Source organism: Streptomyces sp. 12E, assembly GCF_055633275.1.
Window position 1 is genome coordinate 3,992,680 of record NZ_JBVNCJ010000001.1, and the last position, 14,518, is coordinate 4,007,197.

The following is a 14,518-nucleotide window of genomic DNA, read 5'->3' on the forward strand; positions in this document are numbered from 1 at the left end:
TCCGTCCCGCGGACCGGCGCTAGGAGCCCAGCCCTTCCGTGGGCAGCCCCGTCGGGAAGGAGCCGGCTTCGGCCCTGGTGTACGTCTCGGTGCCGAGGGCGCCCTCCCAGGTGACCCTCAGGGAGCCCCCGTCGACGGAGTCGACGGTGCCGTCCGTCCGGTCCTCGGTGCCGTCGTCGCACTTCAGGCGGATGGAACGGGTCCCGGCCCGATCCCGCGCGGTGCCACTGCACACGGGGCCGCCCGTGGCGAAGAGGGCGGCGTCCTCGCCGTTGACCATCAGGGCCACGGCCTTGCCGTCGGCGGTGGTGAACCAGCTGCCCTCCAACCCGCCCGCCGGGGCCGTGCTCGCGTCGGACCCCGCGGCGCCGCCACCGGAGTCCGCGGTCGCCGTGGCGGACGGAGTGGGACCGGCCGCGGAGTCGCCCGAGCCGTCGGAGCCGCCGCCGCTGCACGCGGTCAGCGCGAGCGCGCCGATGAGCCCCACGGCCGCGACCCGTGCGCGCCGGGAGCGCGACCCGCGCGATGACGGCGGTACGGGCCGGTACGTCACCGAAGCCTCCGAAGTCACTGCGAACCCCCTGGCTGTGGCCGGCCCCGTCGGCCGGACGACCGCCGTCAGCTAACAGGACCCGCCCGGCGCACCACCAGCCTCCGTGACACACCTCGCACCGCACGTTCACGGCGCCCCGGTGGGCCGACGCGCGGGGACGGCGGGGGACACACAAGGGAACACGAGGGAACACAAAGGCCCGCGCTTGCGTCTCTCAGGGAGCGGGGATGGGTAGAGCGTCCATCACAGTGGGTGCCGTTCGGCCGTCACGGCTGTGACTACGGGAACACCGCGCGTGCACGTGCATCTGCTCATGCATCAGCACATGAACAAAGCTATGATCCGGGTCAGTTGACCACTGCATCAATGGCCACACCAGCCAGTGCACCAGCGGGGAGCGACCTGTGGACCACGACGTGTACGACGGTGACGTGTACGACGGTGCCGACGCGTCCGGCGTGTACAACGGCATGGCGGCCACCAGGCTGGACGGCGTGGCCTGGCAGAAGAGCCGGCACAGCAACTCGCAGGGTTCCTGCGTGGAGTTCGCCCGGCTGCCCGGGGGAGAGGTGGCCGTGCGCAACTCCCGCTTCCCCGACGGCCCCGCGCTCGTCTACACCCGCGCGGAGATCGAGGCCATGCTGCTGGGCGTGAAGGACGGCGAGTTCGACCACCTGGTCGTCGGCTGACCGGCCCGCCGGGACCGGGGGGCGGCTCCCGTGGCGCTCCGGAAGGCGCCGGAGTGGTTCAGGAGGCGCTGACGCGCGTAGAACCGCGGCGCCGGGAAGCGCCGCGGTGCCTCATGTGCCGGGACAGGGGCGGTCGACGACGCGCGGAAGCCGGAACAGGGCCCAGACCACCTTGCCGCTGAGCGCGCCGGCCATCGGCTGCCAGCCCCAGCTGTCGCTGAAGGACTCGACCAGGAACAGCCCCCGGCCCGACTCGGCGGAGAAGTCGTCCGGCCCGTGCGTGACGGGGCTGTCGTCGCTGGGGTCGCGCACCGCGCACACCAGCCGTCCGGTCCACCGCATCAGGTGCAGCCGTACCGGCGGGTCCGGCGCCGTCGGCCGCGGGGCGCCGGCCGGCAGGCCGTGCCGCAGGGCGTTGGTGACCAGCTCGGAGACGACCAGGCACACGTCGTCGAAACGGTCCCCCAGGTCCCACTGGTCGAGCGTCCTGCGGGTGAAGCGCCGGGCCTCGCGGACCGCTTCGTAGCGGGTGGGGAGAGCGCAGGAGGCGGCGTCGGACGCGGCCGCGAGGTTCAGCGGCGGAAGGCCCTGCCGTAACGGCTCGAGCATGGTCGATCCATTCGTCCCCATGCGAGGCACTCCCGGGAATTCGCGGTCGTAGCGAGGCTGCGGTGGTGCGGAGACCATGGTTTCGGATGCGTACAGCAGATGCAAGGGCAGATGCACGTGCAGCTGACCGAAATCGCCCCTGCCGTACTGGTTTGTTGGTCAATTTTTCCGTCATCTTCCCGTCGCCTCACGGCTGTTCCCTTGCCTCCTCGTTGCTCCTTCCTTCTCCTTCCTTCTCCTTCCGTGCCCGTTCCGTGCCGCTTCCCGGCCGGATTCCGTTTCCGTAACCGGGCGAGTACTGCTCGAAGTGTTTTAGTGGCAGACTGCGGGCCCTGAAGACGTTGGGGAGGCTGGCGAACGTGAGCGCGGGAGAGCCGGGATCGGTGGTGCGGCGCATGCTGCTCGGATCACAACTCAGGCGACTGCGTGAGGCGCGGGGGATCACGCGCGAGGCGGCGGGCTATTCGATCCGCGCCTCCGAATCGAAGATCAGCCGGATGGAGTTGGGCCGGGTGAGCTTCAAGACCAGGGATGTCGAGGACCTGCTGACGCTGTACGGCATCACGGACGAGCAGGAGCGCCGGTCGTTGGTCTCCCTCGCCAAGGAGGCCAATGTGGCGGGCTGGTGGCACAGTTACTCGGACGTGTTGCCGAGCTGGTTCCCCACGTACGTGGGTCTGGAGGGCGCCGCCTCGCTGATCCGGGCGTACGAGGTGCAGTTCGTGCACGGCCTGCTGCAGACCGAGGAGTACGCCCGCGCGGTGGTGCGGCGCGGCATGAAGGGGGCGAGCGAGGAGGACGTCGAGCGGCGGGTGACGCTGCGCCTGGAGCGGCAGAAGTACCTGGTCTCGGAGAACGCCCCCGAGTTCCACGTCGTCCTCGACGAGGCCGCCCTGCGCCGGCCGTACGGCGACCGCGCGGTGATGCGCGGCCAGCTCCAGCACCTCATCGACGTCTCCGAGCGGCCCAACGTCCGGCTGCAGGTCGTGCCGTTCAGCCTCGGCGGGCACTCCGGCGAGTCGGGCGCGTTCACCGTCCTCAGCTTCCCCGAGTCCGACCTGTCGGACGTCGTGTACCTGGAGCAGCTGACCAGCGCGCTGTACCTCGACAAGCCCGAGGACGTGGCCCAGTACGAGAAGGCGTTCAAGGAGCTCCAGCACGACAGCCCGGGTCCCACGGAGAGCCGGGATCTCCTGCGGGGGCTGCTGCACATGTCCTGAGCGAGCCTCAACTCGCATGGGACACAAGTACGATGACGCGTGATCAGACAGTCCAGTCGATCAGTGCTCCGCTGGCGCAGCGAGGGATTGAGGGATCACATGTCGCCGTACTTCACCGACCTGGCTCAGCAGTACATCGACGGTGAGTGGCGCCCGGGCACCGGCTCCTGGGACATCATCGACTTCAACCCGTACGACGACGAGAAGCTCGCGTCGATCACGATAGCCACGGTCGACGAGGTCGATCAGGCGTACCGGGCGGCCGCCCGCGCGCAGAAGCGGTGGGCGGCGACCAATCCGTACACCCGCCGCGCGGTGTTCGAGAAGGCGCTCAGGCTGGTCGAGGAGCGCGAGGAGGAGATCGCCGAGGCGATCGTCGCCGAGCTCGGCGGCACGCGGCTGAAGGCCGCCTTCGAGCTGCACCTCGCCAAGGAGTTCCTGCGCGAGTCGGTCCACCTGGCGCTGCGCCCCGAGGGCCGGATCATCCCCTCGCCGGTGGACGGCAAGGAGAACCGCGTCTACCGCGTGCCCGTCGGTGTCGTGGGCGTGATCAGCCCCTTCAACTTCCCCTTCCTGCTCTCCCTCAAGTCGGTCGCCCCCGCGCTCGCGCTCGGCAACGGCGTCGTGCTCAAGCCGCACCAGAACACGCCGGTCGTCGGCGGCTCCCTGGTCGCGAAGATCCTCGAGGACGCGGGCCTGCCCGGCGGTCTGCTCAACGTCGTCATCACCGACATCGCGGAGATAGGCGACGCCTTTCTGGAGCACCCGATACCGAAGGTCATCTCCTTCACCGGCTCGGACGCGGTCGGCCGCCACGTGGCCACCGTCTGCGCCTCCCTCTTCAAGCGCTCGGTCCTCGAACTCGGCGGCAACAGCGCGCTGGTGGTCCTCGACGACGCCGATCTCGACTACGCCGTGGACGCGGCGGTCTTCAGCCGGTTCGTCCACCAGGGCCAGGTCTGCATGGCCGCCAACCGCGTCCTGGTCGACCGGTCGGTCGCCGACGCGTTCACCGAGAAGTTCGTCGCCAAGGTCAGGTCACTCAAGGCCGGCGACCCGCGCGACCCGGAGACGGTCATCGGCCCGGTGATCAACTCCAGCCAGGCGGACGCACTGTCCGGCGTGGTCGAGCAGGCGCTCGCCGAGGGCGCCACCGCCCTGGTCCGGGGCGCGCGCAGGGACAACCTGGTCGAGCCGTCCGTCCTCACCGGCCTGCCCGCGGACTCGGCCCTGCTGCGGCAGGAGGTCTTCGGGCCCGTCGCCTTCCTCGTCCCGTTCGACGGCGAGGAGGAGGCCGTGCGCATCGTCAACGACACCCCGTACGGCCTGAGCGGCGCCGTGCACACCGGTGACGTCGAGCGCGGCGTGAACTTCGCCAAGCAGATCGACACCGGCATGTTCCACGTGAACGACGGCACCGTGCACGACGAGCCGATCGTCCCCTTCGGCGGCGAGAAGCACTCGGGCATCGGCCGCCTCAACGGCGACACCATGCTGGACGCCTTCACCACGACGAAGTGGATCTCGGTGCAGCACGGCCGGAGCGGCTTCCCCTTCTGAGCGGGCAGGGCAGCCCTCGGGGGCCGTCCCCGGGGGGCCTACGCTGAGCACATGTCAGTGATCCGTCTCCTGGTGCTCGGCGCGGTGCGCCAGCACGGGCGGGCCCACGGGTACCAGGTGCGCAATGACCTGGAGTACTGGGGCGCGCACGAGTGGTCCAACGCCAAGCCCGGCTCGATCTACCACGCGCTGAAGCAGATGGCGAAGGAGGGGCTGCTGCACGCGCACGAGGTCGCCCCGTCCACGGCCGGCGGTCCGCCGCGCACGGAGTACGAGCTCACCGGGCAGGGCGCCGAGGAGTTCTTCCGGCTGCTGCGCCAGGCCCTGACCTCCTACGACCAGAAGCCGGACGTGCTCTCGGCGGGGCTCGGCCTCATGGTCGACCTCGAGCGTGCGGAGGTCATCGCGCTGCTGGAACAGCGGATGCGTTCGATCGGGGAATGGCGCAAGTCCGTCACCGAGTACTACACGCCCGAAGGCGGCCCCGGACAGTTGGGCCACATCGGGGAGATCATGGACTTCTGGGTCCGCTCGGCCGACTTCGGCACCGAGTGGACCCGTTCCCTCATCGAGCGCATCAGGGGCGGCGCCTACACCTTCGCGGGCGAGGGCGAGCCGTTCGTCGGCGTCCTGGCCGAGGGTGAGGAGAACCCGTACGCGTCGGGGCAGCGGCACCCCGGGGACGACCGGTAGCCAAGTCCGGCCGACGCGGGGCGGGGATCGTCCCGGCCTCCGCCAGCGCCACCCAGGCGCGCTCCGGGGTCCGGGGGAAGGCCCTGAGGCCCGCCCGGACCGCCAGCGAGACGTTCACCGCGATGATCGGGTTCCCGGGCCCAGGCTGGGCCCGCCGGCCAGCGTGAGCGCGGTCGCCGGCAGCAGCCCCGGCAGCACGGGCGCGTCGAGACCGGTGGTCGCCGGATCGGGGCCCGCGTGGCCCGGCACCTTCCACACCACCAGTCCGACCGCGATCCCGGTGGCGGTGAGCACCACGGACATCCACGGCACGGAGCACCCGCCGATGCCGAGGGCGTCCGGCAGGTCCTGCCAGAGCACGTCCTGCAGCTCCTCGGCCGCCGTGCCGACCCCCACCAGGACCAGGCTCGTCACCACGCCCACGAGCAGCGCGGGCACGATGGTCGGCAGCAGGGCGCGTGCCGGGGCGGCGGAGGGTGCCTGCCGTGCGCTGTCCTGGGCCACGCGCACACGATGAACGGGCGAACAAGGCAACTCGATTACCGGCTTGCACCTCACGTGGCGTGAGGTCCCAGGCTGGGGCGCACACCCGGAAAGGGGCGGAAGTGAGCTACTCCGTGGGACAGGTCGCCGGATTCGCCGGCGTCACCGTGCGCACCCTGCACCACTACGACGCCATCGGCCTGCTCGTTCCCGGCGGGCGCAGCCACGCGGGGCACCGGCGCTACAGCGACGCCGACCTCGACCGGCTGCAGCAGATCCTGTTCTACCGCGAGCTCGGCTTCCCGCTCGACGAGGTCGCCGCCCTGCTCGACGACCCGGGCGCGGACCCGCGCGCGCACCTGCGCCGGCAGCACGAACTGCTGACCGCCCGGATCGAGAAGCTGCGGAAGATGGCGGCGGCCGTGGAACACGCCATGGAGGCACGCACGATGGGAATCGATCTCACTCCCGAGGAGAGGTTCGAGGTGTTCGGGGACAAGGACCCCGAGCAGTACGCCGACGAGGCGGAGGCGCGCTGGGGCGGCACCGAGGCGTACGCCGAGTCGCAGCGCCGGGCGCGGGGCTACACCAAGGAGGACTGGAAGCGGATGCAGGCCGAGGTGGCCGACTGGGGCGAGCGCTACGACGCCCTGATGGCCGCCGGGGAGTCCGCGACCGGCGAGGCGGCCATGAACATGGCCGAGGAGCACCGGCAGCACATCTGCGCCTGGTTCTACGAGTGCCCGTACGAGCTGCACACGGGCCTCGCCGAGATGTACGTCGGCGACGAGCGCTTCAAGGCGTTCTACGACTCCATGCGGCCCGGCCTCGCCGAGCACCTCAGGGAGGCGATCCTCGCGAACGCCGCGCGGCACACCTCCTGAGCGTCGTGGCCCGGTCCCCATCCGGGCCACGACCTGCGCGTTGCTCCCGTCCCACGGCTCACGGCTTTCTTCGGGACGGTTCACGGGGCATCCTGGGCACCCCCCGCGGAACCTGGGTTCCGACGGCTGCGTTCATAATCTGGGTAGCCATCCCAGCCCTTACCCCCCAGCTGCAGGAGCCACATCCCCGTGACCACGCTTGCGCTCGGCCCTGAGTGGCTGAGCCCGGACTACCTGATCGAGACCTTCAGCCTTCCCGGCATCCTGCTGATCGTCTTCGCGGAGTCCGGACTCTTCGCGTTCCTGCCCGGTGACTCCCTGCTGTTCACGGCGGGTCTCTTCGTGGCCGAGGGCACCTACATCAGCCAGCCGCTGTGGCTGGTGTGCACGCTGATCGTGCTGGCCGCCGTCATCGGCGACCAGGTCGGCTACATGATCGGCAAGTTCTTCGGACCCAGGCTGTTCAACCGGCCGAACTCCAAGCTCTTCAAACAGGAGAACCTGGAGAAGGCGCACGAGTTCATGGAGAAGTACGGCCCCAAGGCGATCGTCCTGGCCCGCTTCGTCCCGATCGTGCGCACCTTCGCCCCCATCGTGGCGGGCGCCGGCCGCATGAAGTACCGCACGTTCTTCACGTACAACCTCATCGGCGGTGTCGCCTGGGGCTGCGGTGTCACCCTCGCGGGCTACTGGCTCGGACAGATCGAGCTCATCAAGAACAACATCGAGCCGATCCTCATCCTGATCGTCCTCCTCTCCGTGGTGCCGATCATCATCGAGTACCTGCGCGAGCGCGGGAAGAAGAAGCGCGCCGCCGCCGAGATCCCGGCCGCCGCCCCCCAGCACCCCCAGCACCCCCAGCACCCGCAGCACCCGCAGCACCCCCAGCACCCCCAGCACCCGCAGCACCCGCAGCACCCGCAGCACCCGCAGCACCCGCAGCACCCCCAGCACCCGGTCATGGACGACGCCACGACCCAGCTGCGCCGCATCACCCCGGCCGCCCCGCAGCAGCCCCGGCAACAGCGCCACGGCAACCAGGGGTACCCCCAGCAGGGCTACCAGCAGCAGCCCCAGCAGCCGTACGGCGACGACCAGTACTACGACCAGAACCAGCAGCAGCCCTACAACCGGGGCTACTGAAGCGCCCAAAGGGGCGCGGGGCCGTGCCGGTACGCGGCCCCGCCGCGTGGGCGCGATCAGCCCCATCCGGTCCGCGGCCGCCGACGCACACGAGGCCCCGAGCCGGATGGCGCCGTGACCAAAATGGCGCCGGCGCTAGAAGCCCCGCGTCCGCTTCGCGGCCCGCCGCTTCTCCGCGGACCCGATCCGCAGGAAGATCCGCGAGATCTCCGACCCGAGGTTCACCCCGATCGCGATGGCCATGGCCAGCGCCACGGCCTTCGTGAGGGACGTGAGCCCCGAGTCGACCTCGTTCTGGGCGATGCCCAGCAGACCGAAGTACGTGGCGGAACCGGGCAGCAGCGGTCCGATCGCCGCCGTGGTGTACGGCAGCGCGGACGCGAACCGGTACCGGGCCAGCAACTGCCCGAACAGGCCCACGAGGCCCGCCGCCGCGGTCGTGGAGACCACCGGCGAGATGTCGCCCGTGTAGTGCATCGCGCCGTACACCACCCAGGCGACCCCGCCGTTCAGGGTCGCCATCAGCACGGTGGACCGTTCCTGCTGGAGCAGCACCGCGAAGGCCAGGGACAGCAGCATCGCCGCGGCGGTCTGCCACAGCGGGTCGTCGGAGACGCCGAGCGCCGCGTCCGGGTTCAGCCTGGCACCCAGCTGCACGCCGAAGTACAGCACCGTCAGCACCCCGACCACGATGCCCACGAAGAAGTACAGGACCTCCAGCAGGCGCGCGGACGCCGTGATGTAGAAGCCGGTCAGGCCGTCCTGCACGCCGGCCACCAGAGCCCGCCCGGGCAGCAGGGCGAACAGCCCGCCGGTGATCACCGCGGACGCCTTCACGTCCACGTGCGCCAGCGTCAGCGCCACCCCGATCGCGGCCGGCGGCGTCGCGGCCACCGTGAACTGGTAGAACTCCGGCAGTCCGCGCCCCGCGCACAGCCAGGCCAGCCGGTCGCCGAGCATCGCGCCGATCGCGGCCGCCACGAACACCGGGAGGCCGCCGCCGACGAGCACCGAGGCCGCCCCCGCGAGCAGTCCGCTCGCCGCGGTCAGCGCCCAGCCGGGGTACGGGTGCCGGTTGCGGCGGATCTCCGCCAGCCGCCGGTAGGCCTCCTCCAGGGAGACGTGCGTCTCGTCGTCGCTGAGGTCGTCCACCAGCTGGTAGACGGCCGCCAGCCGGGTGTAGTCGGGACTGCGGCGCCGCACCGTGCGCGACGCGGTCACCGGGTCGTCGACCAGGGACGGCTGGTGGGAGATCGACAGCAGGGTGAACGTGACGTTGGGCTCGCAGCGGTCCAGACCGTAGGAGCGGCACACGGCGAACATCGCCGCCTCCACGTCCTCGGCGCCCTCACCGCCCGCCAGCAGCAGCTCGCCGATGCGCAGGGTCAGGTCGAGCACGCGCGGCACGGCAGGACCGGCCTCGTCGTGCCGCTGCACCGGCTCCGGAGCCGGCCGCTCGGTCACCGGCATGCGCAGCATGGTGCGCATCCGGTCCTGCCACGGCACGTCCTTGGCCAGACTGACCAGCGGGATCCCGCTCGCCGGGGTGAACGCCGCCGCCTGCTTCGCGCTGTAGGTGCTCGGCGTGCTGAACGCCGACCCCTCCGTCTCGGCCGGGGACGGCGGCGGGGCCACGCCCAGACCCTCCGGGAGGGCGAACTCGGAGGTCGTCTCGGACTCCGTACCGGTCCTCGGGACGGCCAGCCCCTCGGGGACGGCGAACTCGGACGTCGTCGACGACTCGGGCTCGGCCGGCGCCGCGACACCGGCGGGAGGCGCGAACACGCTCCTCGCCTCGTCCGACTGCGGCTTGCGGCCCTCCGCGTCCGTCACCTGCTCCGCTCTCCCTTTACGACACCGTCCGTGAGACCGTCCGTAAGCCTGCCCCGTACAGCCTCAGTATGCGCACGCACGGCAAAACGGGCCGCAAGCGCGCGTGCGGCCCGTTTCTGCGTCGCGCAGCGGGAGGGCTCAGTGGCCGCCCGTCTCCTTGAAACGCTTGTAGGACCGCTCGATCTCCGCCTCGGCGTCCACCCGGCCGACCCAGTTGGCGCCCTCGACCGACTTGCCCGGCTCCAGGTCCTTGTAGACCTCGAAGAAGTGCTGGATCTCCAGGCGGTCGAACTCGGACACGTGGTGGATGTCCCGCAGGTGCTCCACGCGCGGGTCCGTCGACGGGACGCACAGCAGCTTGTCGTCGCCGCCGGCCTCGTCCGTCATCCGGAACATGCCGATCGCGCGGCAGCGGATCAGGCAGCCCGGGAAGGTCGGCTCGTCCAGGATGACCAGCGCGTCCAGCGGGTCGCCGTCCTCGCCGAGGGTGTTCTCGACGAAGCCGTAGTCGGTCGGGTAGGCGGTCGAGGTGAAGAGCCGACGGTCCAGGCGGATCCGACCCGTCTCGTGGTCCACCTCGTACTTGTTCCGCGAACCCTTCGGGATCTCGATCGTGACGTCGAACTCCACCGGACGCTCCTCCATGATCAGCACATAGTTCTGGTGGTTAAGTGTCCCTCACGCAGGTGTGTGATCGCGAAAGGGGCTGGTGGTCGTGCCAGAGCTGAGGCCTTGGCGGGCCGCGGCACCGCACGTCGTGCGGATCGCGGACGCCGTACGACCTCGTCTCACCCGGGCCGCGGAGACCGTACGGCCACGTCTGGCGCGCGTCGCCGCGGCCGTGGGACCACGGTTCGCGCGGCCGGACCGGCCGGGGTCACCACGGGGCCCGCGGTCGAAGGCCTGGCAGTTCACCGCGACCGCCGCCACCGCCGGTCTGGCGCTGGCCGCGGGAGTGGCGACCGCCGCCGGTCCCTGGGACTCCTCGGGTCAGCGTACGGCCGAGCGGGACCGGGCCGTGGCCCTGGAAGCCACGCGTGGCACAGATCACGGCGGCACCCGCGCCCACGCCGGTACGCCGCCCCGCGGATCCCAGGCCGTCCCGCCGGCCGTCTCCGTGCTCACCGGCCTCGGCGGAACCGCCACCACCGTGAAGTCGGCGCCCGGCCGCAAGGCCCTCGCCGCCGTCCTCGACCCGCTGCTGAGGAACCCGGCGCTCGGCAGCCGCTCCGCCGCCGTGGTCGACGTGGCCACCGGCGAACGGCTCTACGGCACCGGCTCCGAGGACGCGCTCGTCCCCGCCTCGACCACCAAGATCGCCACCGCCGTCGCCGCACTCTCCGCGATGGGCGCCGACCACCGTCTCACCACCCGCGCGGTGTACGAATCCGACACCGGTGAGGTCGTCCTGGTCGGCGGCGGCGACCCCACGCTCACCGCCCGCGAGGAGGCCGGAGGGCTGGCGAGCCTGCGCGACCTCGCGGAGCGGACCGCCGCCGCCCTGGCCGAACGCGGGGTGCGCGAGGTGACGCTGTCGTACGACACGACCCTCTACAGGGGCACCACGCTTCACCCGATCGGGGTCAACCCGAACATCGCCGCCGTCACCCCGCTCATGGTCGACGAGGCCCGCGCCGACGACTCCACCAGCGGCCCGGCCCCGCGGGCCGCGGACCCGGCGGCCGACGCCGCGCGAACCTTCGGCGACCTGCTGGAGGGGCACGGCGTCAGGACCACGCCCCCCGGCCCCTCGAAGGCCACCGCCCGCGCCTTTGCCCTCGCCGCGGTCTCCTCGCCCCCGCTGGCCGCCCTCGTCGAGCGGATGCTGACCGACAGCGACAACGACCTCGCCGAGGCCCTCGCCCGCCACACCGCCCTGGCCACCGGCGGGAGCGCCGACTTCGCCGGCGCCGGCGCGGCGATCACCGCCCGCCTGAAGCACCTCGGTCTCCCCCTGAAGGGCGCCGGCATCGACATCAGGGACGGCAGCGGCCTCGACCGGCGCGGCAGACTCACCGCCGGCCTCCTCACCGCCCTGCTCGTCAAGGCAGGCGACCCGGCCCACCCCGAGCTGCGCCCCGCCCTCACCGGCCTGCCCGTCGCCGGCTTCACCGGCACCCTCGCCGGCCGCTACGCCGACGGCGCGGCCGGCGTCGTACGCGCCAAGACCGGCACCCTCACCGGTGTGAACACACTGGCGGGCACGGTCGTCGACAAGGACGGCCGCCTGGTGGCCTTCGCCTTCCTGGCCAACGCCACCACCAGCCCGACGGCGGCCCAGTCGGCCCTGGACAAGGCGGCCACGGCCCTGGCGGCCTGCGGCTGCCGCTGATCCCGGAGGGGGCGGCGGAAGGGGCGCGGGACCGGAGGCACGGCGAACGGCCCCGCGCGCCCGTCCCCGGTGCGCCCCCGTCACCTCGCCGTCCTGCCCGAAACCCGGGCACTCACGTACCGTTGACGCATGACGAGCATCGGTGGTGCTGCCTCTTCCGGGATGGTCGACTGGAATCTCGCGGTCGCGACCGCGACCCGGCTCATGCGGCCGGGCCCCGACGTGAGCCGCGACGACGCCCGGGCCGTCGTCGCGGAGCTGCGCCGGCACGCGAAGGCCTCGGAGGAGCACGTCCGCGGCTTCACCCGGCTGGGCACCGAGGAGACCCACGACACCCCCCTCCTCGTCGTCGACCGCCCCGGCTGGGTCCGGGCCAACGTCGCCGGCTTCCGCGAACTGCTCAAACCGCTCCTCGACAAGATGCAGGAACGGCGCGGCACCGGCCCCGGCAACGTGGTCCTCGGCGCCGTCGGCGGCAAGGTCACCGGGGTGGAGCTGGGCATGCTGCTGTCCTTCCTCGCCTCCCGCGTCCTCGGCCAGTACGAGACCTTCGCCCCCGCCACCCGTGACCTCCCGGCCGGTGCGAACGGCGCCGGCCGGCTGCTGCTCGTCGCCCCCAACATCGTCCACGTGGAACGCGAACTCGATGTCGAGCCGCACGACTTCCGCCTGTGGGTGACCCTCCACGAGGAGACCCACCGCACCCAGTTCACCGCCGTGCCCTGGCTGCGGGACCACCTGGAGGGCGAGATCCAGTCGTTCCTGGGGGAGACCGACGTCGACCCCATGACCGTCCTGGAACGCATCCGCGAGGCCGCCCAGTCGCTCGCCGGAGGCCGTCCCGAGGGCGAGGAGGGCGACGAGGGGCGCTCCCTCGTCGAACTCGTGCAGACCCCCGCCCAGCGTGAGATCCTCGGCCGCCTCACGGCCGTGATGTCCCTGCTGGAGGGCCATGCCGACTTCGTGATGGACGGCGTCGGCCCCGAGGTCGTGCCGAGCGTCGCCGAGATCCGCGAGAAGTTCCAGCAGCGCCGCGCCAAGGGCGCCTCCCGCCTGGACATGGCCCTGCGCAAGCTGCTCGGCCTGGACGCCAAGCTCCGGCAGTACCGCGACGGCGAACGCTTCGTGCGCGCCGTCGTCGAGGAGGTCGGCATGGACGGCTTCAACCGCGTGTGGACCTCGCCCAACACGCTCCCCACCAAGGCGGAGATCGCCAAACCGGCGGACTGGGTCACACGGGTGCACCGCAAACCGGAAGCCTGAACCCCGCGCATCGTCATGCGCCGTACACGCCCGACGGCAGACAGACGCCCCTCCAATCACCCGTCCGAGGGACCGTGAGTCCTGAGTAGGCGTGCAATGCTCGGGGAACGGCCCGGTTCTGTCACCATCTACACACTCTGAGTGACCGAACCTCGGGCTCACCCCCCGACAACTTCATGAAGGGAACCGGACATGGGTCCCCATCCTGCGGTCGCGGCGATACGCCTGGCGGTCCGCCGCGTCCTGAACGACATCCTCGACGACCACGGCCGAGCGCCCGGCCGCCCCGCGCACGAGCCGCCCCCCTCCCCCCTCGTGCTGGTGGCCTGCTCCGGCGGCGCCGACTCCATGGCGCTCGCCTCCGCCCTCGCCTTCGAAGCCCCCCGCCTCGGCGTCCGCGCCGGCGGCGTCACCGTCGACCACGGCCTCCAGGCCGGCTCCGACCTGCGCGCCGCCGAAGTCGCCTCGCGCCTGCGTGAACTCGGCCTCGAACCCGTCGAGTCCGTCGCGGTCACCGTCGGCCGCGACGGCGGACCCGAGGCCGCCGCCCGGGACGCCCGCTACGCCGCCCTGGACGCCGCCGCCGACCGGCACGGCGCCACCGCCGTCCTGCTCGGTCACACCCGCGACGACCAGGCCGAGACCGTCCTGCTCGGCCTCGCCCGCGGCTCCGGCATCCGCTCCCTGTCCGGAATGGCCGCGGTCTCGGGGGCCGGCGGCCGTTACCGGCGTCCCTTCCTCCAGCTCGACCGGCAGACCGCCCGCAAGGCCTGCATGGCCCAGTCCCTGCCCGTCTGGGACGACCCGCACAACGCCGACCCCTCCTACACCCGCTCCCGGCTCCGCCACGAGGGCCTGCCCGCCCTGGAGAAGGCCCTCGGCAAGGGCGTCGTCGAGGCCCTCGCCCGTACGGCCCAGCTCTCCCGCGACGATGCCGACGCCCTCGACGCCTGGGCCGGCCGGGCCGAGGCCGGCGTCCGCGACGCCGACGGCCGCCTGGAGTGCGCCGCGCTGCACGACCTGCCGCCCGCCGTACGCCGCCGTGTGCTGCGGCGCGCCGCCATCGAGGCCGGTGCGCCGGCCGGTTCGCTGTTCGCCCGCCACATCGAGGAAGTCGACCGGCTGATCACCGGCTGGCACGGTCAGGGGGCCATCAATCTCCCCGGCCGGGTCGTCGCCCGCCGGCAGGGTGGCAGACTGGTGATTCGGCAGGGCTGAATCCGGACCCCACCGACCCGTACGAGTCGCGGGGCGGA

General features: G+C 71.9%; 13 protein-coding genes and 1 pseudogene. 9 read left to right on the plus strand and 5 right to left on the minus strand.

All coding sequences use genetic code 11. The annotated features are described in order from the left end of the window. Positions 1-19: 19 nt before the first annotated feature. On the minus strand, positions 20-487 hold the full coding sequence (locus ACZ8ZB_RS18550) for a hypothetical protein (RefSeq protein WP_470738813.1): 468 nt from the start codon (positions 485-487) through the stop codon (positions 20-22). A gap of 470 nt (positions 488-957) precedes the next feature. On the opposite strand from ACZ8ZB_RS18550, the gene ACZ8ZB_RS18555 reads away from it, so the two are divergent. Next, the gene (locus tag ACZ8ZB_RS18555; RefSeq protein WP_030828063.1) at positions 958-1,242 is read left to right on the plus strand and encodes a DUF397 domain-containing protein; all 285 of its coding nucleotides are present in this window, start codon (positions 958-960) and stop codon (positions 1,240-1,242) included. A 111-nt stretch (positions 1,243-1,353) separates the two neighbouring features. Here ACZ8ZB_RS18555 and ACZ8ZB_RS18560 read toward each other — a convergent pair whose 3' ends face one another. Further along, a complete protein-coding gene (locus ACZ8ZB_RS18560) occupies positions 1,354-1,851 on the minus strand; it encodes an ATP-binding protein (RefSeq protein WP_470738814.1) in 498 nt (165 codons plus the stop codon). A gap of 395 nt (positions 1,852-2,246) precedes the next feature. Here ACZ8ZB_RS18560 and ACZ8ZB_RS18565 point away from each other — a divergent pair, with 395 nt between their 5' ends. The 3 genes from ACZ8ZB_RS18565 (at position 2,247) to ACZ8ZB_RS18575 (ending at position 5,324) form a co-directional block, all read left to right on the plus strand. Next, the gene (locus ACZ8ZB_RS18565; RefSeq protein ID WP_470741522.1) at positions 2,247-3,071 is read left to right on the plus strand and encodes a helix-turn-helix domain-containing protein; all 825 of its coding nucleotides are present in this window, start codon (positions 2,247-2,249) and stop codon (positions 3,069-3,071) included. A gap of 99 nt (positions 3,072-3,170) precedes the next feature. Beyond that, positions 3,171-4,631 carry an aldehyde dehydrogenase family protein gene (locus tag ACZ8ZB_RS18570; protein ID WP_470738815.1) on the plus strand — a complete coding sequence of 487 codons (1,461 nt, stop codon included), beginning with the start codon at positions 3,171-3,173 and terminating at the stop codon, positions 4,629-4,631. A 51-nt stretch (positions 4,632-4,682) separates the two neighbouring features. Beyond that, entirely contained in the window at positions 4,683-5,324 is a 642-nt protein-coding gene (locus ACZ8ZB_RS18575; protein WP_470738816.1) for a PadR family transcriptional regulator, read from the plus strand. A gap of 19 nt (positions 5,325-5,343) precedes the next feature. Here the strand turns inward: ACZ8ZB_RS18575 and ACZ8ZB_RS18580 are convergent. Next, positions 5,344-5,828 (minus strand): annotated as a pseudogene (locus ACZ8ZB_RS18580) (voltage-gated chloride channel family protein); the annotation flags it as partial. A gap of 101 nt (positions 5,829-5,929) precedes the next feature. Between ACZ8ZB_RS18580 and ACZ8ZB_RS18585 the strand changes: the two are divergent. Continuing rightward, the gene (locus tag ACZ8ZB_RS18585) at positions 5,930-6,691 is read left to right on the plus strand and encodes a MerR family transcriptional regulator (RefSeq protein ID WP_470738817.1); all 762 of its coding nucleotides are present in this window, start codon (positions 5,930-5,932) and stop codon (positions 6,689-6,691) included. A gap of 189 nt (positions 6,692-6,880) precedes the next feature. Further along, positions 6,881-7,834 carry a DedA family protein gene (locus ACZ8ZB_RS18590; protein ID WP_470738818.1) on the plus strand — a complete coding sequence of 318 codons (954 nt, stop codon included), beginning with the start codon at positions 6,881-6,883 and terminating at the stop codon, positions 7,832-7,834. A gap of 135 nt (positions 7,835-7,969) precedes the next feature. Here the strand turns inward: ACZ8ZB_RS18590 and ACZ8ZB_RS18595 are convergent, their stop codons facing one another. Continuing rightward, positions 7,970-9,667, minus strand: coding sequence for a threonine/serine exporter family protein (locus tag ACZ8ZB_RS18595; protein ID WP_470738819.1), 1,698 nt, complete (start codon positions 9,665-9,667; stop codon positions 7,970-7,972). Positions 9,668-9,805: 138 nt separating this feature from the next. After that, positions 9,806-10,297: an inorganic diphosphatase gene (locus ACZ8ZB_RS18600; RefSeq protein ID WP_030828087.1), complete on the minus strand. Its 492-nt coding sequence runs from the start codon at positions 10,295-10,297 to the stop codon at positions 9,806-9,808. Between the two features lie 79 nt (positions 10,298-10,376). Here ACZ8ZB_RS18600 and dacB point away from each other — a divergent pair, with 79 nt between their 5' ends. The 3 genes from dacB to tilS all read left to right on the plus strand — a co-directional run bounded on the left by dacB (position 10,377) and on the right by tilS (position 14,480). Then, the gene (gene dacB, locus ACZ8ZB_RS18605) at positions 10,377-11,999 is read left to right on the plus strand and encodes a D-alanyl-D-alanine carboxypeptidase/D-alanyl-D-alanine endopeptidase (RefSeq protein ID WP_470738820.1); all 1,623 of its coding nucleotides are present in this window, start codon (positions 10,377-10,379) and stop codon (positions 11,997-11,999) included. A gap of 129 nt (positions 12,000-12,128) precedes the next feature. Continuing rightward, positions 12,129-13,262, plus strand: a complete 1,134-nt coding sequence (locus ACZ8ZB_RS18610; RefSeq protein WP_470738821.1) for a zinc-dependent metalloprotease — start codon at positions 12,129-12,131, stop codon at positions 13,260-13,262. 192 nt (positions 13,263-13,454) lie between these two features. After that, positions 13,455-14,480, plus strand: a complete 1,026-nt coding sequence (gene tilS, locus ACZ8ZB_RS18615; RefSeq protein WP_470738822.1) for a tRNA lysidine(34) synthetase TilS — start codon at positions 13,455-13,457, stop codon at positions 14,478-14,480. Positions 14,481-14,518: the final 38 nt, after the last annotated feature.